The 21,450-nt window shown below is 50.1% G+C and carries 23 protein-coding genes; 10 read left to right on the forward strand and 13 right to left on the reverse strand.

Going from position 1 to position 21,450, the window contains the following annotated elements; genetic code table 11:
• Nucleotides 1-23 precede the first annotated feature (23 nt).
• The 12 genes from OH663_RS23370 to OH663_RS23425 form a co-directional block, all read right to left on the reverse strand.
• On the reverse strand, nucleotides 24-1,661 hold the full coding sequence (locus tag OH663_RS23370) for a PP2C family serine/threonine-protein phosphatase (RefSeq protein ID WP_040115219.1): 1,638 nt from the start codon (nucleotides 1,659-1,661) through the stop codon (nucleotides 24-26).
• On the reverse strand, nucleotides 1,661-2,701 hold the full coding sequence (locus tag OH663_RS23375) for a TerY-C metal binding domain-containing protein (RefSeq protein WP_040115221.1): 1,041 nt from the start codon (nucleotides 2,699-2,701) through the stop codon (nucleotides 1,661-1,663). Before OH663_RS23375 ends, OH663_RS23370 begins: the two co-directional genes overlap by 1 nt.
• Nucleotides 2,702-2,789: 88 nt before the next feature.
• Nucleotides 2,790-3,428, reverse strand: a complete 639-nt coding sequence (locus OH663_RS23380; protein WP_015062986.1) for a vWA domain-containing protein — start codon at nucleotides 3,426-3,428, stop codon at nucleotides 2,790-2,792.
• Nucleotides 3,428-4,069 (reverse strand): TerD family protein, encoded by a 642-nt coding sequence (locus tag OH663_RS23385; protein ID WP_032610462.1) that lies wholly within the window; start codon nucleotides 4,067-4,069, stop codon nucleotides 3,428-3,430. The genes OH663_RS23380 and OH663_RS23385 overlap by 1 nt, the downstream gene beginning before the upstream one ends.
• 22 nt (nucleotides 4,070-4,091) lie before the next feature.
• Entirely contained in the window at nucleotides 4,092-4,730 is a 639-nt protein-coding gene (locus OH663_RS23390; protein WP_001388628.1) for a vWA domain-containing protein, read from the reverse strand.
• 463 nt (nucleotides 4,731-5,193) lie between these two features.
• Nucleotides 5,194-5,661: a tellurium resistance protein TerW gene (gene terW / locus OH663_RS23395; RefSeq protein WP_001176767.1), complete on the reverse strand. Its 468-nt coding sequence runs from the start codon at nucleotides 5,659-5,661 to the stop codon at nucleotides 5,194-5,196.
• A gap of 17 nt (nucleotides 5,662-5,678) precedes the next feature.
• On the reverse strand, nucleotides 5,679-6,887 hold the full coding sequence (locus OH663_RS23400) for a DUF4236 domain-containing protein (RefSeq protein WP_000506888.1): 1,209 nt from the start codon (nucleotides 6,885-6,887) through the stop codon (nucleotides 5,679-5,681).
• Between the two features lie 10 nt (nucleotides 6,888-6,897).
• Complete coding sequence (locus OH663_RS23405) at nucleotides 6,898-7,854, reverse strand: HpcH/HpaI aldolase/citrate lyase family protein (RefSeq protein ID WP_015062984.1); 957 nt, start codon at nucleotides 7,852-7,854, stop codon at nucleotides 6,898-6,900.
• A complete protein-coding gene (locus tag OH663_RS23410) occupies nucleotides 7,854-8,933 on the reverse strand; it encodes a cysteine protease StiP family protein (RefSeq protein ID WP_032610457.1) in 1,080 nt (359 codons plus the stop codon). The genes OH663_RS23405 and OH663_RS23410 overlap by 1 nt, the downstream gene beginning before the upstream one ends.
• Before the next feature lies 1 nt (nucleotide 8,934).
• Nucleotides 8,935-9,708, reverse strand: a complete 774-nt coding sequence (locus OH663_RS23415) for a hypothetical protein (RefSeq protein ID WP_032610456.1) — start codon at nucleotides 9,706-9,708, stop codon at nucleotides 8,935-8,937.
• On the reverse strand, nucleotides 9,701-10,843 hold the full coding sequence (locus OH663_RS23420; protein ID WP_032610455.1) for a phosphoribosyltransferase domain-containing protein: 1,143 nt from the start codon (nucleotides 10,841-10,843) through the stop codon (nucleotides 9,701-9,703). The genes OH663_RS23415 and OH663_RS23420 overlap by 8 nt, the downstream gene beginning before the upstream one ends.
• 9 nt (nucleotides 10,844-10,852) lie before the next feature.
• Entirely contained in the window at nucleotides 10,853-11,911 is a 1,059-nt protein-coding gene (locus tag OH663_RS23425; protein WP_015062980.1) for an ATP-grasp domain-containing protein, read from the reverse strand.
• 322 nt (nucleotides 11,912-12,233) lie between these two features.
• Here OH663_RS23425 and OH663_RS23430 point away from each other — a divergent pair, with 322 nt between their 5' ends.
• From OH663_RS23430 to OH663_RS23465, 8 genes are all read left to right on the forward strand, one after another.
• Complete coding sequence (locus tag OH663_RS23430) at nucleotides 12,234-12,815, forward strand: TerD family protein (protein WP_015062979.1); 582 nt, start codon at nucleotides 12,234-12,236, stop codon at nucleotides 12,813-12,815.
• Nucleotides 12,815-13,972 carry a TerD family protein gene (locus OH663_RS23435; RefSeq protein WP_015062978.1) on the forward strand — a complete coding sequence of 386 codons (1,158 nt, stop codon included), beginning with the start codon at nucleotides 12,815-12,817 and terminating at the stop codon, nucleotides 13,970-13,972. Before OH663_RS23430 ends, OH663_RS23435 begins: the two co-directional genes overlap by 1 nt.
• 22 nt (nucleotides 13,973-13,994) lie before the next feature.
• On the forward strand, nucleotides 13,995-14,450 hold the full coding sequence (locus OH663_RS23440; protein ID WP_000007448.1) for a tellurite resistance TerB family protein: 456 nt from the start codon (nucleotides 13,995-13,997) through the stop codon (nucleotides 14,448-14,450).
• Nucleotides 14,451-14,472: 22 nt separating this feature from the next.
• The gene (gene terC / locus OH663_RS23445; RefSeq protein ID WP_000255079.1) at nucleotides 14,473-15,513 is read left to right on the forward strand and encodes a tellurium resistance membrane protein TerC; all 1,041 of its coding nucleotides are present in this window, start codon (nucleotides 14,473-14,475) and stop codon (nucleotides 15,511-15,513) included.
• A gap of 48 nt (nucleotides 15,514-15,561) precedes the next feature.
• A complete protein-coding gene (terD, locus tag OH663_RS23450; RefSeq protein WP_015062976.1) occupies nucleotides 15,562-16,140 on the forward strand; it encodes a tellurium resistance membrane protein TerD in 579 nt (192 codons plus the stop codon).
• A 69-nt stretch (nucleotides 16,141-16,209) separates the two neighbouring features.
• On the forward strand, nucleotides 16,210-16,785 hold the full coding sequence (locus OH663_RS23455; protein WP_015062975.1) for a TerD family protein: 576 nt from the start codon (nucleotides 16,210-16,212) through the stop codon (nucleotides 16,783-16,785).
• 58 nt (nucleotides 16,786-16,843) lie between these two features.
• On the forward strand, nucleotides 16,844-17,494 hold the full coding sequence (locus OH663_RS23460) for a hypothetical protein (RefSeq protein WP_032610453.1): 651 nt from the start codon (nucleotides 16,844-16,846) through the stop codon (nucleotides 17,492-17,494).
• 15 nt (nucleotides 17,495-17,509) lie between these two features.
• Nucleotides 17,510-18,751, forward strand: coding sequence for a vWA domain-containing protein (locus OH663_RS23465; RefSeq protein WP_015062974.1), 1,242 nt, complete (start codon nucleotides 17,510-17,512; stop codon nucleotides 18,749-18,751).
• Between the two features lie 147 nt (nucleotides 18,752-18,898).
• Here OH663_RS23465 and OH663_RS23470 read toward each other — a convergent pair whose 3' ends face one another.
• Complete coding sequence (locus OH663_RS23470) at nucleotides 18,899-19,579, reverse strand: HAD family hydrolase (protein ID WP_032610522.1); 681 nt, start codon at nucleotides 19,577-19,579, stop codon at nucleotides 18,899-18,901.
• A 313-nt stretch (nucleotides 19,580-19,892) separates the two neighbouring features.
• Between OH663_RS23470 and OH663_RS23475 the strand changes: the two genes are divergently transcribed.
• Both OH663_RS23475 and OH663_RS23480 read left to right on the forward strand, forming a co-directional pair.
• The gene (locus tag OH663_RS23475; RefSeq protein ID WP_032610449.1) at nucleotides 19,893-20,522 is read left to right on the forward strand and encodes a hypothetical protein; all 630 of its coding nucleotides are present in this window, start codon (nucleotides 19,893-19,895) and stop codon (nucleotides 20,520-20,522) included.
• Between the two features lie 82 nt (nucleotides 20,523-20,604).
• Nucleotides 20,605-21,024, forward strand: coding sequence for a hypothetical protein (locus tag OH663_RS23480; protein ID WP_015062971.1), 420 nt, complete (start codon nucleotides 20,605-20,607; stop codon nucleotides 21,022-21,024).
• The last annotated feature ends 426 nt before the right edge of the window (nucleotides 21,025-21,450 follow it).

Raw genomic sequence — 21,450 nt, forward strand, 5'->3', positions numbered from 1 at the left:
TGATCACCGAAAAAGCGTATCCCTTACCACAACACCGCAATAGTGCGGTCATCATGGTTCCCAGTGGAGAAAAAGTTTAACCAGTCGCCTAACCCCTCAGACGCAATACTGGCGTCTGCGAGGATAGGGGAGATCTCATTAATGAGACGGGTCCATTTTTCGTCACTGCGAAGCCCGTTATCAGTCTCAAACAGAGGGTCTGATACGCCGTCGGTCATAAGGATCAAGTGAGATACGTCATTCCATTTGCCCACGCTGATGCGACCAGTAAATGATGGGTCTGCGATAATGCTCTGGTCAAGGAAGCGGGTTTGTCCTGCGTATTCTCCGCTATCGGGATTTCCAAGTATCCTGACTTTACCTGAAGGACTGTATGCACCTATCGCACCATCGCCAAGCCAGAAAGCAGCTGCAAACAGCTCGTTTTCAGTTCGCAGTGCTACAGTTGCAAGAAGGGTTGTTGAATAGGATTTCACAGGTTGTTCTGCACAAATGGCTTCGTTCTGGATGCTGTTGACCGCGAGCGTAGCTGCCTGTTTAAAATGATGAAGCATGGCGTTTATGGTTGCCTGCTGATCGCTCCCTTCCCAAGTCGTGATATGCTCTTTTAAACGGACGCCTTTCACTCCACTGAGCTGATTGAAAAGGTAATCGCCAGCCGTCATGACTGCAATTCGCGATCCCTCTCTGGAATTTACTGCACTACCGGCCCCGTCTGCGACCAGCATGACAGACCATCCTGTTTCCTGGCTGTGGTTGATATAGAAGTCATCATCTCTGAAGCTCCCGGCATGCTCATGAGAGCGGCCCCGGCGACTGGCGGCAGCAATACATATGTTATCTCTGACCAGGCCAGCAGAGTCCAGATGGGCCTTAGGGTAGGGAGCGTCTGCTGGTGGTTCTATTACCTTCCACAGGCTTCTCGGATCCGGGTTTACTACAAAAAGTAACTTTGTTTCGCATTCGTCGTGCGAAGTGTATGACCACAGTACTGAAAGCTCAATATCGCCAATTTCAGTGGGTATGCCAGTGAGCAACCCTTGTTCTTTTTTATACGACAAGCCAATGTCCCGGGGAAAGACAACGTCTCTTATCGTCGCCCGTCCACCCTCATCCAGTATGATGGCAACCGGCGAAGAGAAACGTTCGCCTGCGCGGGCGTTGGGTATGGTTATTCTCGCTGTCGGGGGCATTACACATTGCACTGCTGACCCGGTCCGATGCTGGCTTTCCGGTACCTGCCCAGGTTTTAGTATCGGAGACGGCTGGTTTTCAGTTTCATTTTTTCCTGGTTTCTGAAGTTCGTAAAAAGGCATCAATTTCCACAATGTAGGGCTGGTTTCGTTGACTGTGGCTGTTTGCGTCTCTTTTTTGTCAATAGCGTGGTTTCCCTGCATATCCTCATCAGTCCCGACCGGCTGTTGCTTTTCGGCAAGGCCTGGAGCAGGCGGGAGGGCAGTCACTGATTCGTTCTCACCTTCGTTAACCAGTGCAGAGGTACCTTTTGCAAGGTTCTCAATCCGCTTTATAAGCTGCATAACCTCGGCAGACAGGGCAGGATCCTGGGATGGAAGGGAAAGCCGCTCACCTTCTGCGGTGTGGCTGAGCTCAGACAGAACTAAGCGGATAATCTTTTCTTCAAGTGACGTATTTTGCGACATCAACCTCTCCCTCTGTTTACGTCGAAGTTAGTGTTTCCGCCATCATTGCTGAATGAAAGACCTTTTTCACACCATGGGCAGATCACGTCATCGGGGCCATCAATGCAGAGCAACTTCCCGCATGAGCACATGGCAAACGCACTGGCATTACCACAGTGGGGGCAACCCGGTACACCATGCAGTTCGTTTGTGTTTACCTGCAAATCGGTAGCGGTGGCATCTGACCACGCAAAATAGTCCTCATCAATGGGATAGCATCCGGCAATATTAAAGTTGTTCAGGTTCAGGTTGAAATCGAGCCCGGAAACCCTTGCTGGTGGCCGTTCATATTTCATCAGGTACGGTCGACGAGTCTTGCTGCAACGCCCGGTGAGCGTAACGCAGTTTTCGTCGTACGCTTTTACATACTCGTCTTTGGACAGGCGAACTATGTATTCAGTCTGGCTGAGCTCCGGTTGTTTTTCGTCCCCGACACTGCGGCTGTGAGCAGTAACCGAGGCCGTGATCCATTTGATGAAGCGGGTAAAGTCGCCTTCCTGTGACTCTGTGAATAGCATGACATTTTCTGTCAGCTGCCGCAGGATATTCAGGTCCGCTGACGGTCCCAGGCCAACGGCAATGAGATTCACCTTACTCGCGTAGTTATTTTTCCAGCGTTTCACTTCTAAGGTTGTGTCGTCAGTCGGACGTCCGTCGGTAAGGAGATACACTACGGGTTTCCAGTCGCCTTTAGTCTCATGAGTGGTTTTTCTTACCTGAGTATCAATTTGCACGGTCAACTCACGCAATGCAGCCCCAAGGCTCGTGCCGCCGCCAACGGGAAGGCGGGGAGGGTAGAACGAGGCAATTTCGTGCAGAGGTACAATCGTGCGGGCTATTCCGGCAAATGCGATTACCGAGACCCAGGCCGTTTCCAGTGCGTGTGGATCTTTTCTTAAATCTCCGACGATCATTTGCAGACCATCAGTCATTTTTTTCAGGTTTTCACCGATCATGGACTCTGAACAGTCCAGAACAAAAAAAACGGGAAGGCGTCTCATAATATCCCTCGTACGGCTGGTAACAGTCAGCAGAAAACGGTTCTGTAAAGGAAGGCGTTTGCCGGGTAAAGCAGCACCTTCCTGTCTGTCAGAGCACCAGCTGTATTTCTGGTGGAGGAGGTGGGAGGGTATCTGTTCCGGCATTGATCCCCGCGCTTGTGCTACCGGAAGAAACGCTGGCCGAAACCCATTTAAAGAAACCTGCAAAAGCGGTTGAGTCGAGAGTCTCCAGAGACACAACCTTATCAGTGAGCTGTTTTAAATGCTCGTGGCCTGCTTTAGGACCTACCGCACAGGCAATGATGGAGCCAAATCCCCGGCCACGAATAGCTTTTACCGCTTCACCGTACGCCATGGCATCAGAAGGCGTACCATCAGTCATCAGGAATACCAGGGGACGCCAGTCTCCTTTTGTATCACCATCTGAGCGACGCACATCCCGGTCTACACACTGCATCAGACATTCAAGGGCAGCGCCGGTGAACGTCCCGCCAGCGCTTGGCACAACGATGTCAGAAAACTGGAAGTCTTCCAGCGGCGTGAGAGGAATAAACTCACGCGCCTCATTGTCATAGGTGATAATGGAGACATGGACACTTTCGAGGGCGTATGGATCCTGGCGGAGTGCGTTTAGCATCGCCTGAATTCCAACGTTAACGGAATGGATGGACTCACCGCGCATTGAACCGGAGGTGTCGATAACAAGGTAAACAGGCAGGCGACGCATCAGATGTAATTCCTCAGGTGTGAGACAAACGAATCTGATTCTGAAGGCTCACCAATTGCCTTGAGTTTCCAGCCTGTAGGTTCGCGTATCAGCTCGGCAAAGACCATGGAGCGCTGGCTGGCAAAGGCGGGTCCGCCAGAAAGATCGAATCGTGCCATTTCAATATTACGGGCATCTACTGCCCGGATGAAGGCATTCTGAACTTTACCAAAGTGCTGCTGGAGCTTTTCACCATTGTAGATCTGAACGATGAACACAATTTTCTCGTACTGAGCGTCAAGGGAATTCAGGCGCACAATAATTTGCTCATCGTCACCGTCACCGGCTCCGGTTCGGTTATCGCCTGTCAGCCAGATATTGCCTGACTTATGGCGAAGGCTGTTGAAAAAGATGATATCGCCATTCACAAGCGTTGGTTTACCATTTTCCACATTGCCGAGATCGGTCACCTTTCCGGCTGAATTACACAGGAAAGCGATCACATCAAGGTCGTATTCTTCTTCTTTTTTACCAAAGATCCCGCCGAGGAAACCTTTCTTTTCCTCATTAATATCCCAACCCAGGCCGATAGTAACGGACGAGAGATCGTATTCATTTTTTTTCAGGCTTACGCCCTGGCCTTTGCTCAGACTGACAGACATGACATCCCCTTAATTAATAAAATTATAAGACCACATTTACTTCTGGCGGCGGCGGTGGCAGGTCTTCAAGACCGATCACTTCTTTTTTGCTGGACTCCACTTTCTGACTGCCTACCGAAATGCTCGCACTGACCCATTTAAAGAAAGCTTTAATCGTCGAACTGTCAGCTGTATCGAGCTGAACCACGATTTCAGTGATTTCTTTGAGGACGCTGGTATCGGCATCATGCCCGGCTGCACATGCCACAACAACGCCGGTTCTGGCGGCTTTAAAGTCATTCAGGCCTTTACGCCAGTCATCATTCGGACTTCCATCCGTCATCAGGAATACTAGGGGACGCCAGTCACCTTTAGTGTCAGCCGTCGTTTTCTGTACTTCTTTGGCAATGGAGCTGGCCGTCAGGGTAAGCGCTTCGCCAAGAGACGTGGTGCCGCTGGCTGTTAGTGCTGGCATCTGGAAACTCAGGAGGTCTGTCAGGGGGACTGCCTGTCGGGCTGAAGAATCAAAGGTGATCACTGACACGTAAGCCGTTTCGAGTGCATACGGATCCTGTTTCAGCGTGGTAAGCAGCGTCTGAACGCCATTCTTAACCGCTTCGATAGGCTCTCCGTGCATAGAGCCGGACGTGTCGAGTAGCAGATATACGGGTAAGCGTCTCAAATGTAATTCCTTCTTAAGAGATCGGAAGAGGAGAGTAGTTTCAGGAAGAGGCCAGAGTTTGTAGATTTGATAAAACGGCACGACATCTGTCGGGTGGAGATTAAATACTCAGAAGCGGCATTAAAGAAATAAGTTAACCACCATTGAATTACCGACATGTGAATGGCCTCTTATCAGAGAAAAAAATTCAGACCGTACTGGAATATAAGATTTCTGAAAAAAACTCCGGCAAAAATAAACTTTCTTATGTATGAAAATCATCATACATCACAGATCTGCATGAATGGAGTGTAAATCGCCCAAAGATTGATGTGTAGCACAAGAGGATGTCAAGACACCAGGTTTTGTAGGCAGAAAGGCGCTGCTGACATTGCGGGAGGAGAATAGATCAAAACTCCGTCACGCAGATACAGAGGTGAAATATGACAAAACCGGGGTTTTCACCCCGGTCTGAGATTTAGCGTCAGGACTTTTTAGCGCTGTATTCTTTTATCAGTTCATCAACGGAGTGCAGAGCCAGCTTCTCTACCGCTTCACTTCGGGTCGAGCCACTCAGCGCAGCCAGACGGTCAATTTTTCTTAAAATCCGCATGCGTAGCGATAATGACACGGCTGTTTTTTTATCCTTATCGAGTACGACCTTCCCTGTGGACTCACCGGTTTTCAGTTCAGCATTCTGTGCGAGCGCTTCATTCATCCGGCGAAGGGTCTTTTTATCCAGCTGGCCCGGATTAACGAGATGGTATGAATGACCTGCCTTGCTGTATTTGATCTCCGCAGAATATGACTCGCGTAGCTCTTTGAGTGCCCGGGTTAATGTCGGCTCTGAGCATTCCAGACTGGTTATAATGTCGGCAGCGGAAACGGGCTTGCCGGTGCCCAGTAAGTTGGCAAGCTTAAAAATCCGGGCCTGTCTGGTATTTAATTGCATCGTAAGATTTAGCCTGCTTAAAGGGTTAGTGGTTCAATAGGCTGAAAAATGAAGGTACTGCTCATCTTTCGAATAACCGGTTGATCGCCTAACGCTTCAACCGGATCAATGTGTTCTAAGCCTGCAAAATTTACTGACGACATCTGGCTGCGACTGCATTTGCAGGACAGGATATACTCATCCTCCAGATAGCCGGTCCGCTTACTGACCCGTTGCGTAAAGCCTGACACAATCACGTTGTCGAACGGTAGCGTATGTAAAACGATACCGACCAGGCGGAACAAGCAGCCATGGACGTGGCGGGCATAGTTTTCGCGTACGGCTTTTTGCGTCATGGCTTTTTCCGTCAGCTCCGTGCCCCGGGCATTAACGCCGTAAATCTTATCAGGGAAATCTTCAATCTCAGCTAAATCAACATCCAGCAGGACTGCTGATAGCTCCGGCTTTACTTCAAATGCAACAAGCGTTTCACGCGGCCATTCAGTTTCTGCCAGCACACCCGCCAGGTATGATTCGAAAAACGCGGCGTCTGTCCGGAACTGCTGCCGGGCATCTGCCTGAGCCGTGGCGAGCCGTTTTTCATGTTCTTCAGCCTCAAACTTCCAGTTTGCATACTGTTCGGCCCAGGCCGTCCGTTGTTGCTGGTACCGGTGCTGTCGAAGGGTATTCTCACGCTCCACATCAATCAGCTCCTGCTGCCACCGGCGAAGATTTTCGGCGTGGCGCTCAGCTTTAGCTGATTCCGATTCAAACCATTTACCCAGAAAACTAATGCCTTCGCTCTCGGCAGGCTTTTCCGGCAATGCAAGATAGTCTGGCTTTTCTGGACGCACCGGTGCCGGAACCTGAAAAGGCGACGTTCTGTTATGCAGGTATACTGCTTCCAGCTCTGCCCAGCTGATGCCTGTTTTAGGATCCGGCGTCAGCTCGTGAATATTACGGATTGCGGTCACCGCTGACATGAGATCAGCGGCTTCCTGCTCAAGCGCCTGTCTGAGCCCCGGGTCGGTAGCCGTCCGGTTCCCACCTCCGGAACGCGCGGCCCGGTCAAGCCGGGTACGGTAACTCAGCCCGGTACCGGGCAAGCCCAGATTGGCATAGGTCCCCCGGCTTCCAAAAGAAACGGAAGCACCTCTCGGCCCGACACTCAGGCTCGGTGCACCGTTACTCAGGTTGAGGCGAACACCAGGAATAATGTTGATCGACTTTCTGAACCTGAACCCCATTATGATTTCCTTAATGATGCTGGGTCACGGTAAGTAATCTGATTCCATCAGCGCTTTGCTCGTTCTGTAACCCATAAAAACGAGCTCTGTCCAGAATGCCAGCCGCCCAGCGGCGATGTGTGGCGGGTTCACACATTGCTCCCTGCGACTTAAACACGGCCTGGGTAGAGTTCAGGATCCGCAGAGCGTCAGAATGCTCACCCTGAGTGACCATCAGCGCGTTTTGAATGACCTCTATCTGACCCGGGTGAATGGCCGTTTTCCCAACAAGCCCATGTGCCATATCAAGAGCCAGCTCTCTGGCCATTACGGCATGATCGTCAATATGCTCACATACGGGCGCGGTCAGGGCAAAATCACGCGGGCCGAAGACCGAAACGAGCATTTTGATGACGTAGCCCATCGGGCTGTCATACAGCGTCAGGTCCCGGGGACGGCGAAGCGACACAACGTTCATAAGATCGTTGCCGCCGATTCGAAGCGCAATAATGCGGTCGTGGCAGGGATGTTCCACCAGACGGGTGGCCAGCTCCCGCATCTGAGCCACGTCAAAGACGTCTTCTGTTTCCAGCGTTGGCATCATGCACAGGTGAGTCCCGCCCATGATATCCCACCATTCAGCTAACGAACTGAGGGTAAATTTCGGCAACACAAACCCGTCGACAGCGGAAAGATCATAATGCGCTTTTAACCATCTGCCCATGTCGGCATGCCGGGGGCGAATGAACACCAGAGGCCAGTCATTTTTACCCAGGCTACGCATGCTGTTACTGAGCTCGTGCAGCAGGTGCTCCAGATTTTTGAGGGCGATGGGGATGTCTGCTTCACTGACAGCATCCTCAAGGCAAATTACCAGAGAGCGCAAACCCGGGATTTTCCCATGCAGGACGGCATCAGCAATATCTTCCCGTGTTGCAGGCATGTATAGCGTGGCTCCCAGATTCCAGGGAGAAAGACGATTTTTCATCAGAGTACCTTCTTGATAATGGTTACAGCCCGATACTGGCCGAGGGTTCCCCCCATTTCTGTAACAACTATTCCCTTTTCACGAGCAAGCCCTACAAGCAAGGCAACGTCCGGGTCGTCAATAGAACGCACAAATATATGGTCCGGTACCCGACGCAATACAGCCCGGGTTGCTTCAGCAATACCGGGTTTAATACGATTGACGCTGTCCACTTTAAATTCATCGGCCAGGAACGCGATAACGTCGCGACTTGTCTGCCATAAGATCCGGGCTGACTCCGTATTCCAGCTCAGGGGAGCGAGGGATGTCGGTGTTAACTTCTTACGGAAATGAGCGACGGTATCGACAAGCATCCGGCTGCATTCGAATTCACTGAGATGCTCGCAAACCATGCACCCATGTAATCCTTCAGAGGACCATACTGACCGGGAGATCAGGCCTGATACCGGCGCACCCATGATGCCAAAAGGAATGAGCCAGTCATCATCACTGGCAGCAAGCCAGGAGCAGCCACAGGGATCCGCCAGGACAACCAGTCGCGGCTGCTCAGGATAGCCCGGGCGATCTTTCAGTGCGCGTACAAGCTCTCCGGTAATTGCACCTTTACCTGTCCATCCGTCAACAAACACAATACCGCTGGTACCGTGTCGCTCTTCAATGACGTCAAGTGCTGTACTGTCAATTCCGCGATCCCGGATGATACTGATGCCGTAATGCCATGAGGTTTTCCCCATATCACGCAGGGTCTGGTGCAGCATAACGCCGAGGGGCACACCTGCCCTGACAAGACTGGCCAGAACGATGGGCTCATCACCGAAGCGTTCGACCAGAGCAATAGCGAGCTGCGTGACTTCTTTTGCAAGCCGGTCTGCCCCCCGATCCAGCGCCCGGTGAAACAAATCAAGATGCCATTGTGTGGGTGCTGGCTCCTGGCTGAGCATGTCCGAATAATGTTTCTTTCCGGACTGAATCAGCTCTTCTTTTTGCTCAACCGGCGTCATCTCAATGACTACCGGCTTTAGCAGAAACTCCACGTCACCGGGCTGGTATGAGCCAGCGAATGTTTCATGTGGCTGCATTTTATTCTTCTCCAAAAATTCGCTGTGAAATGGCCTCTGCAAACTGACTCTGTCGCGGAATGCCAAACCAGCTGCACAGTTTCATAAAACGGTGATCGCTCAGGCTGTCACCCAGACCTATTACGGGGAAAACCCCGCGCTCAGCGCGAAGCTTTTCGAGCAGCCAACTGACAGCTCGCCCCTTCTCAACCGGCGTGGGGAGCCAGGCTACGTTATTACTGTTTCGATGGATGTAGAAACCTTCCGTTGAGAACACCTTTTCAATTTCATCAGCAATAGCAGTGAGCTCATCGAGGCGTGTGCTGTCCCGGTGTTTCATCACCATATAAACCGGAGTTTCATCATATTCATAGTTAAGCCTTGCCCAGGCCTTGATCCCCTTTGCGTCCATCATTTCAGTGATCAGACGTTGCATAGACTCTAACCTTTCCTGGTAGGGCGCTAACTGGTCGAGCATAAGGGCCTTCCATTCCTCGTCGGGCGTTCCCTCTGGCGTTAGAATGACGGCCCCATGCGTGGTGATTGCCCAGGAGCGGAAAGGGATCCTGACGCGGCTGATTTCTTCAGTTCCCCGAGCGGTAACAGGAATGAGTTCAGCCTGCTCAAGGAGCCAGTCCACCAGCATGGACTGTTCTTCTGTCATAAAACTTCGTGGATTCAGGGTGCGATCAACGGCACCGGTACGAAATGGCTCCAGGGCCAGCTCGTCTACCATTTTACGACGGGTCTGAAAGAGCGTGTCGTCAAGGTCGCTCAGAACAACGGGTTTATTCATAGGTAACAATCTCCACGACGGGCGCAACCTCAGCCAGCGCCTTAAGAAGCTGCGCGTCAATACTTTCTGCGGGTGTCTCAGTACACACAAGAATGCGGTCAAACTGCTGGTGGGCGACGTTATAGACAAAATTGGGGATGCCCAGCCCGTAGTTATCCGTAAAGGAAATGGCGGACTCAATGGCATAACCAACGGCGATAGGGGAGCGGGTGGTCGAACCGTAAAATGCCTTTGCCCCGGCAGCTTCGAGCCGTTCTGCAAGCAGGAACGGCTCCCAGACGAATTCCCCTGTCCCGAGAACCAGAACACGCTCCCCTTTGCGGACGGAAACCTCATGGCCGAGATCGGCCGCAGGTGCGAGCATCCCCAGTCGACCCCATGACTGTTTCCCCTGGATGTCCCATTCTCCGCGTGAAGTTACGTTGACTTTCGGCATGTCCGGGACCGGTGCATCTGGTAATGTGGTCCATCCCCACTGACCGCTTACAAGAGAAACCGAAGTGACGGGTAAGGTGCTGCGCTCGGACAAGGCTTTGCCACTCCAGTCGGTAAGCGTAACGGCGATAACCTGTTCAATATGTTGAAGCTTGCCGGTATTACGCAGGGCAGAAAGCAGGTTAATAAAGGTATTACCGGTGGTTGCCTCGTCATCAATCAAAACCAGCGTTCGCGCGTTGGTAACACGACGTCTTTTCTCTTCATCATCTGGCAGATAGATCAGATGATCAGTGGCGTGGCTGTGTTCTTCCTTGAACTCGCAAAGCAACGTGCCATCAACCGGGTGACGGGTAGAGGTCAGATATACAGATTCACGATGCTGGTGGCGCACTTCATCAAACACACCGGCCCCAAGCCCAACGGCGGTTTCAGCCATACCGATAAAGAGTACGGGCCCTGTCAGCGTTGCGGGGAACTGGCTGGCAAGCTGTCTATAGGCCTGCCGCATGACTGAGGGTGGCACGGGAATGTGTCTGCCGAGTACTTTGCTGACAAACAGAAAGGCGCGTTTCGGGTTACGTCTTTCAGCGATATCAAACAGGTCATCGAGCGAAACTTCACCCTGGTCGCGGGTTACCTGAATCGTACCGCATGAGAGGGTACGGCGATAAATCATATCTTCGAGGATGTCAGACATAAATACACCTTAATTCAGAAGGTTAGAGAGTGATTCCGGGTATGCAATTACATCCGTAATGGATCTCACCGCAACCGGAGAAAAGGTGTTTTTAGCGCTCTGGCGCACCATATCTTCAGACATCAGACCGAGCTTAAAGGCAGCAAATAACCCAGGAAGGTTCACCCCGCTGTGAAGGGTATAACCCACCCCCCCTGACGGACGCATGTTGGTTTCAAGCAGCACCGGGTTGCCATTCACATCGTTTCGCGTCTGAACATTCACCAGCCCGTCGGCCTTCATAACACGGGCGCAGTCACACGCCAGTTCCCAGGCGCTTCCTTCGTTTACCAGATACTGGATAGCCCCTTCCTTACGGCGTCCCACGGCTGCGAGTATTTCGCCCTTATCCGCGAGGATATCGACGGAAAATTCCGGGCCTGGCAGGTACGGCATCAAAACAAGGGGTTTAAACGACTCAGCAGCTGATGCTGCTGCAATATACTGTTGCGGACTGACCAGACGATGTTCGGGATGATTAAAGACGGCCATAGGCGAAGCACTGTCATCAAAGCGCCAGAATCCCATGCCATAGATACCCGTCACCGGCTTCACGCATACCGGGCTGTCAGTGAACGGCGGGGCCGCGAGGTGTGTCTTTAATTCTGCCAGCGTATTCACCCGCCAGGATGGTACGACCGGGAGACCCTTTTGCTCCATAAACTGAGCAAAAGTAACTTTTTCGTCAGCCAGAGTTAACCAGTCGACGCCCGTTGCACCGGTAGTAAGGGTGGCACCGGTCGATTCAATGGCTGAACGGTGTTCTTCAAACCACTGGCTGTTACGGCCAGTATGAATATGGTGGATGCCGTAGGTCTGAATGGTTTCCTGAATAAACTGGAGACGTTTTTGAGGATCTTCAGGTTCAGTCAAAGAATAATCGGCAACGGAAAGGATTTCATTTCTTTCGTTACGGTGGGAGGCAAAAACGGTAATGGCAAAATTATTTTTTTGTGCAAATGATTTTACCCCCTGAATAATATCTCGCTGGGAGGACAAACCTTCCATAAACCAAATTTTTTTGTTCATTTTTTTTAATTATCCGGAACGCCATGCAAATTTATGATTGAGAAGTGAGTCTATGAGTGTCTACGCAACATGTCAATCATAATATGATTAATAACTCCTGGGATTATGGAGTGTGCCAGTGTTTTTGTGTGCCCTGTTAAAGTATTGATATTTAATACAAGTCTAGAGATAAGGACATCCTAAAAAGGATTTCATTTTGTGTTTTTACAGAAAACTACCAAAATTTCCCTTGTCAGAGAACTTCATCATGATATGATTTTCTTCGTCAGTTAATAAACAACCCTTTGATTGTCTCGGTCATTACCATTTTAAGGAATAAAACATGGTTTCATTAAGTAAGAACCAGACGGTATCACTCAGCAAAGAATCTTCAGCATTAAGCCAGCTTCAATTCGGCCTCGGTTGGGATCCGATTAAGAAAAAAGGTTTTCTTGGCGGACTGTTAGGTGGCAACGACTCAATCGATCTCGATGCTGGCTGCGTATTAATGGACAGCACTGGTAAAACAATTGACACCATCTGGTTCCGCAAACTGGAATCCACCTGCAAAGCTGTTGTGCACAGTGGCGATAACCTGACCGGTGAGGGTGACGGCGACGATGAAGTGATTAAGGTCAACCTCTCCCGTCTGCCTGCAAACGTTGAATACCTGGCGTTTACGGTTAACAGCTTCCGTGGTCAGTCGTTCAATGACGTCGAAAACGCATTCTGCCGCGTGGTCGATCAAACCGGCAAAGAGCTGGCTCGCTACAAGCTGACTGAGCAGGGCTCACATACCGGGATCGTTATTTCTTCGCTGCGTCGTAATAACGGCAACTGGGACTTTACCGCCCTTGGCCATGCCTGTCGCGGCCGCACAATTGACGATATGCACTCCGATATCGTTTCAGCGGTTATTCGCTAATGAACCTGACGCCGGGGGGCAATGCCCCCGTTCCAGCCCAGGAGTTGCGGGTCCGGATCACCTCGGGCGGTCAGGTGGATGCTTCGGCGTTTCGCCTGTATGCCGACGGGAAGGTGCAGGGTGATGCGGACATGGTGTTCTATGGTCAGCCACGCAACGATGATGGTACCGTCAGCCTGGTCAGTGAAGGCCAGTACTCAACTTTTACTGTCGCGCTCAACCGGCTGAAATCTGATGTCCAGAAAATTGCGTTCACAGTGACCTGTGACGGTGGGCAGACGGTGTCCGGTCTTCGTAATCTTTCCATCGACGTGGAGCAGGGGGCTACCGGCCTGGTTAGCGGCATTGTCGAACTGAGCGGCCGTCAGGAAGCAGCCTTAATTCTGGGTGAGTTTTACCGTCGTAATAATGACTGGAAATTCCGCTTCGTTGCACAGGGGTTCAACGGTGGTCTTAAACCGCTGGCAGAGCATTTCGGCGTAAATATTGCCGACGAACCTGCTCCCGCCGCCCCGACCCCTCCGGTTGCAACCCCTCCGCCAGCTGAGACAAAAATCAGCCTGAGTAAGGTATCTCTGACAAAAGAGAAGCCAGCAATCAGCCTGACCAAACGGGATAACTTCGGTGAAATCCGGATCAACCTGAACTGGCACCGGGGCAGCGGCAAATCGGGTTTCGCAGGCATGTTCGGCTCCAAAGGAATCGACCTGGATCTTGGGGCATTTGTTGAGCTTCAGGACGGGTATAAATCGGTCATTCAGGCGCTGGGTAATGCATTCGGTAATTATCGCGATGAGCCTTATGTTCAGCTCAAGGGCGATGACCGGACGGGTGATGTATCAGACGGCGAGTGGCTGCATATCAATGGCCGGGAATGGAAGCATATCCGTGAAGTGCTGATTTACGCCTTTATTTATGAAGGTATTCCCAGCTGGGACAAGACTGATGGTGTGGTCACCATTCATGTGCCGGATCAGCCTCCCATTGAGACCCGCCTCACCGAAGGTGAAAACCGTCGCACATTGTGCGCCATTGCCAGACTCGTAAATGAAAACGGCGCGATTAAAGTCGAGCGTATCAACCAGTACTTCAAAGGCCAGGACGAAATGGACCGGGCATTTGGCTGGGGATTTCGCTGGAGCGCCGGTTCTAAATAACACAGCAACAAAGGAAACAGGTATGAGCTTTTTCGACAAGGTAAAAGGTGCCATTAACTCTGGCCGGGACGAACTGACCCGCCAGGTTGGTCGTTTCAAAAACAAAAAATTTATGCACGGCACCGTTGCTGTATGTGCCCGTATTGCCGTATCGAGTGACGGCGTGAGTTCGGAAGAAAAGCAGAAAATGATGGGCTTTCTTCGCTCTTCAGAAGAGCTGAAGGTCTTCGATACCAATGAGGTGATCGAGTTCTTCAATAAACTGGTTTCAAGCTTCGATTTCGATGTTGAAATCGGCAAGGGCGAAACCATGAAATACATCCTGGCGCTGAAAGATCAGCCTGAGGCCGCTCAGCTGGCCTTACGTGTTGGTATTGCCGTTGCGAAAAGTGACGGTAACTTCGATCAGGACGAGAAACTGGCCTCCCGCGAGATCGCTATCGCGTTGGGCTTCGACCCGGCTGAATTTGGCCTCTGATCCACATCCCTAAGGGTAAAATATGGTTTCCACACACATCGGCTTCCCGACTGAAACGGTCATTGTTTTCATTGCGCTTTCAGTCGGTGCCATCTTTATTGACCTGTTTATGCACCGTGATGACAAGCCCATTTCCCTGAAGAGTGCGGCGCTCTGGTCCGTATTCTGGGTTGTGGTTGCGATGGCATTTGCCGGTTTCCTCTACATCCACCACGGTGCTGAGGTTGCCAGCCTGTTTGTAACGGGTTATGCGCTGGAGAAAGTGCTGTCGGTCGACAACCTGTTTGTCATGATGGCCATCTTCTCCTGGTTCGCCGTTCCTGATCGTTACCGCCACCGTGTTCTCTACTGGGGGATCATTGGTGCCATCGTCTTCAGGGGCATCTTTGTCGCCATCGGTACGAGCCTGCTGAGTCTGGGGCCGTATGTTGAAGTTGTCTTCGCTATCATCGTCGCCTGGACGGCGGTCATGATGCTTAAAAGCGGTGATGACGATGATGAAATTGAGGATTATTCCCAGCATCTGGCTTACCGCATGGTTAAACGCTTCTTCCCTATCTGGCCGAAGCTCAGAGGTCATGCTTTCCTGCTTAACCAGAAGGAAGTGGATGCCGAACTGGCGAAACCAGAAAACAGCGATGTCACCATTGGCCGTGGTAAAAAGGCGGCGCTGTATGCGACCCCTCTGTTCCTGTGTGTGGCCGTGGTTGAACTATCGGATGTTATGTTTGCGTTTGACTCGGTACCGGCAATCATTGCCGTCAGTCGTGAACCGCTTATCGTCTATAGTGCCATGATGTTTGCTATCCTGGGCCTGCGTACTCTGTACTTTGTCCTTGAAGCACTGAAACAGTACCTGGTTCATCTGGAGAAGGCCGTTATCGTGCTGCTGTTCTTCATCGCGGCAAAACTGGGCCTGAATGCGACCGATCACATTTGGCATCATGGTTACAGCATCGCGGCCACAACCAGCCTGTATGTTGTACTGGGTGTTCTGGCGCTGGGCATTCTCGCAAGCGTCATGTTCCCGGGCAAACCTGAATCTGAGGAAAAGGGGAGCTGATCCCCTGAAGTGTTAACCTGAACAATTACTAATCGAAGAGGTTATTTTATGAGTGTTTCTCTTTCCAAAGGCGGGAACGTCTCCCTGAGTAAAGCAGCTCCGTCAATGAAAAACGTCCTGGTGGGCCTTGGCTGGGATGCGCGTTCAACAGACGGTCAGGACTTTGACCTGGATGCTTCAGCTTTCCTGCTGGCCGCAAATGGCAAAGTGCGCGGCGATTCAGATTTCATCTTCTATAACAACCTGACGTCATCGGACGGTTCCGTAACGCACACCGGCGATAATCGGACCGGTGAGGGCGATGGTGATGATGAATCGCTGAAAATTAAACTGGACGCCGTCCCGTCTGAAGTTGACAAGATCATTTTCGTTGTGACTATCCACGATGCTCAGGCTCGTCGCCAGAGCTTTGGTCAGGTATCCGGTGCGTTTATTCGCCTGGTAAATGACGATAACCAGACTGAAGTTGCTCGCTACGATCTGACCGAAGATGCGTCCACTGAAACCGCCATGCTGTTTGGCGAGCTGTATCGTCACAATGGTGAGTGGAAATTCCGCGCAGTAGGCCAGGGTTATGCTGGTGGTCTGGCATCTGTATGTGCTCAGTACGGTATTAACGCGTCCTGATCGAAAAGTTACTTTTCTTATCCGGGGCTGTTTATTCAGCCCTAATTCAACTGTTTGCAGGAGCTTAAAATGGCAGTTTCTCTCGTAAAAGGCGGCAACGTATCTCTGACCAAAGAAGCACCAACCATGAATGTCGCTATGGTTGGCCTGGGCTGGGATGCCCGTGTAACCGACGGTCAGGGTTTTGACCTGGACGCTTCCGTATTTGCAGTAGGCGAAGACGGTAAAGTGCTGTCAGATGCCCATTTCATTTTCTTCAATAACAAAACCAGTCCTGATGGCGCGGTAGAGCACCAGGGTGACAACCGTACCGGTGAAGGCGACGGCGACGATGAGCAGGTCAAAATCGATCTGACCAAAGTCTCAGCAGACATCAAAAAACTGGTGTTTGCCGTTACCATCTATGATGCAGAAGCGCGTAAACAAAACTTCGGCATGGTGAGCAACAGCTTCATGCGCGTGTACAACAACGACAACGGCGCGGAAATTGCTCGTTTCGATCTGTCTGAAGACGCCTCAACCGAAACTGCAATGGTCTTTGGCGAACTGTACCGCCATGGCGCTGAATGGAAGTTTAAAGCTGTCGGCCAGGGCTTTGCTGGCGGGTTATCTGCACTGGCAACCCAGCACGGCGTGAATATTTAATAATAAAAATAAACTCAACCCCGGTGCTGTCACCGGGGTTTTTTATAGGTGTTAGCACATGGCAAAGAAAAAAGATGATGGTTCAGCAGTAATACTACTTTTTATTGTGGCTTTTTTTGTGTTCCTGCCGTTTCTGATATTCGGGATGTTTTTCTACCGAAAGCTAAAAAGAAAATATTCAGCTATCCCCAACATTCAACGTGTATATGATATTGGCGTCATTTTTAAAACGTTAAGTGCCTCTATCGCAGTTATTGTGGTTTCAGCAGTGCTCGTTCTGCAACTCAGTGCGCTTCCCGTCAAATTTGTATCGCCAGAAATATCACATTATATAGCAAGAGTTATGTTCGTTCTCTATCCACTTGTAATGATCTGGCCAATGAAAAAAATGGCGGAACGCATCGCCATAGAATATTTCGGTATAATTTTTAACGACAATGACAGAACGATAATTCTTCCAGCAGATTTAGGCAATATGGGATTGGGTGACTGGCTTCGTCTCAAGTTTCTGAGCAGGATGGGTGAGCAAGACAGCATTGAGATTCGAAAAATATCGAATATCACACGCGAGAAAGGTGTCAACTTCTATATCCATGGTGATTTCGGATCCCGACGCATCAACTTTTCGAACAAGCAAAAGCGCGATGAGTGTATTTCAGCACTTCAGGCCAGAACCCGGGTAAAGGGTGGCAGAGACTACGGTTACTAAACAAGGAACAGAGTCATGCAATTACAGTCAGGTCAAAATATCCTTCTATCTTCATCATCAGTCACTCTTAATTTGCGATACCCGGTACGTCCCGGTTTTAACGGCGAACCCGACACCTGCGTTTTCATGCTCAACGCACAAGGTAAGGTGAGCGGTGATAACGATTTCATCTTTTTCAATAACCTGAGTTCACCGGAGGGGGCTTTAAAACTGACGGCAGGGACGCAGCAATCAAGCGTACATATTGATCTTAACCGCGTTTCCTCGGCTGTTCAGAAAATCGCCATAACCCTCGTGATAGACGGAAGCGATACTATTACAGGCTTGCAGAATCTGAATTTGCAGGCCTCCGGTATTGCATCGTTTGATCCCGAAACAGCAGGGCGCAGCGAGAAAGCTATTATCGTGGCGGAGGTGTATCGCCATAACGGCAGTTGGAAGCTACGGGCGCTTGGCCTCGGTTTCAACGGTGGGCTTGAGCCCCTGGCGATGAGTTATGGTGTTGATGTTGCACAGACAGCTCCGCAGCCAGCACAACCTGCTCGTATCAGTCTGGAAAAGAAGCTCGAAACAAAATCTCCGCGACTTGTAAGTCTCGCTAAAAAGGCCTCAGTCAGCCTCACTAAAAATAAACTGGAAACCCTGGAGGCAGCAGTTGCGTTTGTTCTTGACGCGTCCGGCTCAATGAGTGGCCAGTTCAGTAAGGGTAACGTTCAGTCCGTGCTGGATCGCATCGCCGTCCTTGCCGCCCAGTTCGATGACGATGGCGAAATGGATGTCTGGGGCTTTGGAGAGAAGCATAAGAAGTATCCAAATGTCACTCTGGATAACCTTGACGATTACATTCAGACCATTCGTGGATCCGGAAAGCGTTCAGCCTGGGAAAATTTGCCGGGGCTTGGTGGGACTAACAATGAACCACCGGTAATGGAAGAAATTGTCGACTACTTCAAAGACTCAAAAATCCCGGTTTACATAGTGTTTATTACCGATGGCGGGATAAGCAAGACCGGAGCAATTAAGAATGCTATCCGGCGCTCAGCCAACTTCCCGATCTTCTGGAAATTTGTCGGCCTCGGTGGATCTAGCTACGGAATCCTGAAAAACCTGGATGATTTTACAGACCGCCGCGTTGATAACACCCATTTCTTTGCAATGGATGACTTCGGCTCTATCAGCGATGAAAAATTATACGATAACTTACTGGAAGAATTTAGACCGTGGATAGATGAAACAAAAAGGTTAAATATCCTTTAGCTTGCTTCCTGATAAAGCTTAATTAGAGGGCTCTGGCGAGAGACCCAGCCAGCTGGGTCTTAAAGGTATCAACGGCCAAACACTGGTCATGGACAACTGTGAAAGCTAGCCCCGGTATATTATTTAAAACGTTCATGTTGTGCGATTTTAGACCCTGAACGACTCCTTTTTTAAGCGGTGTATAAAAGCTTTTTTTCTGTCCCAACGAGGATGGAAGTGCCGCCAGTGGGCATCTTTGGCGGCTGCCAGCAATTCATAATCGCCCCGAGTGTCCCCCCAGGCTCGAAGATGATACTGATCTAATGGTCCGTAAATAGACTCCAGCCGGTTAATTTTCTGTATGCAACGACAATTGTGCCCTGTAATGCGCCCGGTCAGGATACCATTAACGCTTTCCAGCTCTGTACCGATGAGCTTGATCCCCAGTCGTTCAGCAAACGGAGCAAGTACAAGCCTCGGTGAGGCTGAGCAGAGTGTCACCTCAACATTGTTAGAAACTTCCGTTGCCACGGCCAATAGGCCTGATGCTCTCATCAGACGCCCCCAATAAAGGTTGCAATAGGCTTCAGCTTTCTCCTTGACCCACTTTTCCTCGATACCAGTGAGAAACGTTGATATTAAAATTTCTTTGAGTTCATCACGAGTTAGTTTGCGACTCAAACACCGCAGGGTAGGAAGAGCGAGTTTAACCAACCGGCGGGTGAAGACACTGTTACCGAAGGCAAAGCGCAAAAAGGGGATAAAGCTGTCATGTCGGGTAAGAGTTCCATCAAAGTCGAAAACGGAAAGAACCTTTATTTCTGCACGAAATGAATTATCCACAAGCAGCCCTTTTTGAATTAGATAAATTTTCCATATTTTATCATCTGACGAGGGTGACTCAAAGCATGTCAGAATTGGATTGGACCATGAAGATCTCGCAGTCTTACACTGCATCTTGTTATCCATGCCGTGGTCAACTAATTGTGGCCCACAACCTGGCTGTTCGTGGAACAGTTGTTCTGATTCATTTGGCGTTTAGCAACTGTTCTCTCTGGCGCTGCATTTAGGAAAGATATAATGGCGCTAAGCCATATTTTATGTAAGGGTATGATATGGTTCAGCGGATTTTCATTCACGATACTGACAACAGGATTTACCTATGACTATCGATACCGACGATTTCGATCCGGTAGATGTAGATGTAGAGGTTGCAGAGGCGTTAGAGAAGCACATGGCACAGTTACGGGACCTGGAAGCATACTGGCCGTACAGCACGACAGCCGTTATTGATTGTTTTTTTGACCAGGCTACCCGGGCAACTCACGCTGAATTGTGGTTGGCTGCCTGTACAACTTTCCTGAACGGGATTGAAACCTCACTGAGGGTGACGCTTGAACTGATGGAGTCACAGGCGCATTCGCAGCCAGCCGCAACGCTGGTGGATTTAAGTGATATGGCCACACTCAGTAATGCCCTAATGAGAAGGGCGCACATGGCTGGTATGCCGGTGACGCTGCTGGCGTTTCCCGAGGAGCAGGATCTGCTGACCAAGATTGCTGAAGGTGCCCCGAAAAGGCCCTATGCGGAAATCGTGAGGGTTCGTCACAATTTATGTCACGGGAACATCCTGGAGCACATCATCACTGTGAGTGACGATTTGGGGGAGCCAGTCCGGTTATTCACACCTGAATGTATGCGTGTCCTGGCAGAGACGATGTCGGCAATCTCGAAACAATGGGTTGCAGGCATGCATCAATATTGGCGTGATAACAATTTATCTATGCCTTGAAAATTCCGGCCGGATTCTGTTCCCGGCGTCAGTTTAACGCCGGGATGAAATAATTATGATCCACAACCAGAAATAGCTGTTTATGGTTGAGAAAATATTGTGGTATAAAAATTATGTTTTTAACTTGGTGATAGTCATGGAGAAACAAATGAAAATTAAATGCATCGTATTGGCAGGAATATTTTCACTGGTATTTTCTGTTCATGCCAGCGAAACACAGAATAAAAAAAGTGATCCAGTACCTGTCTTTGGGCACGCAACAGCTGTTTCAAAAATGTGTGGTGAACTTCTCGGAGAAACTAATCCAGTTAAGATGAGAGATGGGGCTACTAAGATACTAAACGAGACTCTTAGAAGATTACCTGATGCCGAAGTGTCAGATGAAGGGAAAAATGTAATCGAGGCATTTGTTACTCGATCAAGATCCCCGTCTGACATACCTTCTCGCTGTGAAACCAGTGTTAACGAGAGATACTGGGAAATCGTTCAGTCCAAAAAATGATCTGACGTTGGTTGACTGTAAAAAAACATTTCGCCCGTTAAGATTCTGTCTCTAAAATATATGACTTAATGGGCTATTCAACTCCTTCCTATGTAATATATGAAGTCATTCCCCGATGATTTAATTAACGAAGGTTTAATCCACATGTTCAAAACTGATAAATTGGACAGGCTCAATTTTAATTATTTTACCTCTTCCCGTACTTCAGGTTATTTGGCTGACAATCCAATCTGGTATGATGCTTATAACAAACAAATTCGGAGGGTATAGTGAATGGGTGGCCTGGTCAGCAAAACTAAGGAAGGTGCGAACAAGTTCCTGATATGAGATCATCATATTCATCCGGAGCGCATCCCAGAGGGACATCATGAGCCATCAACTCACCTTCGCCGATAGTGAATTCAGCACTAAGCGCCGTCAGACCCG

It is taken from the genome of Citrobacter sp. Marseille-Q5395 (assembly GCF_947057495.1).
In the GTDB taxonomy this organism is placed as follows: Bacteria; Pseudomonadota; Gammaproteobacteria; order Enterobacterales; family Enterobacteriaceae; genus Citrobacter; species Citrobacter murliniae.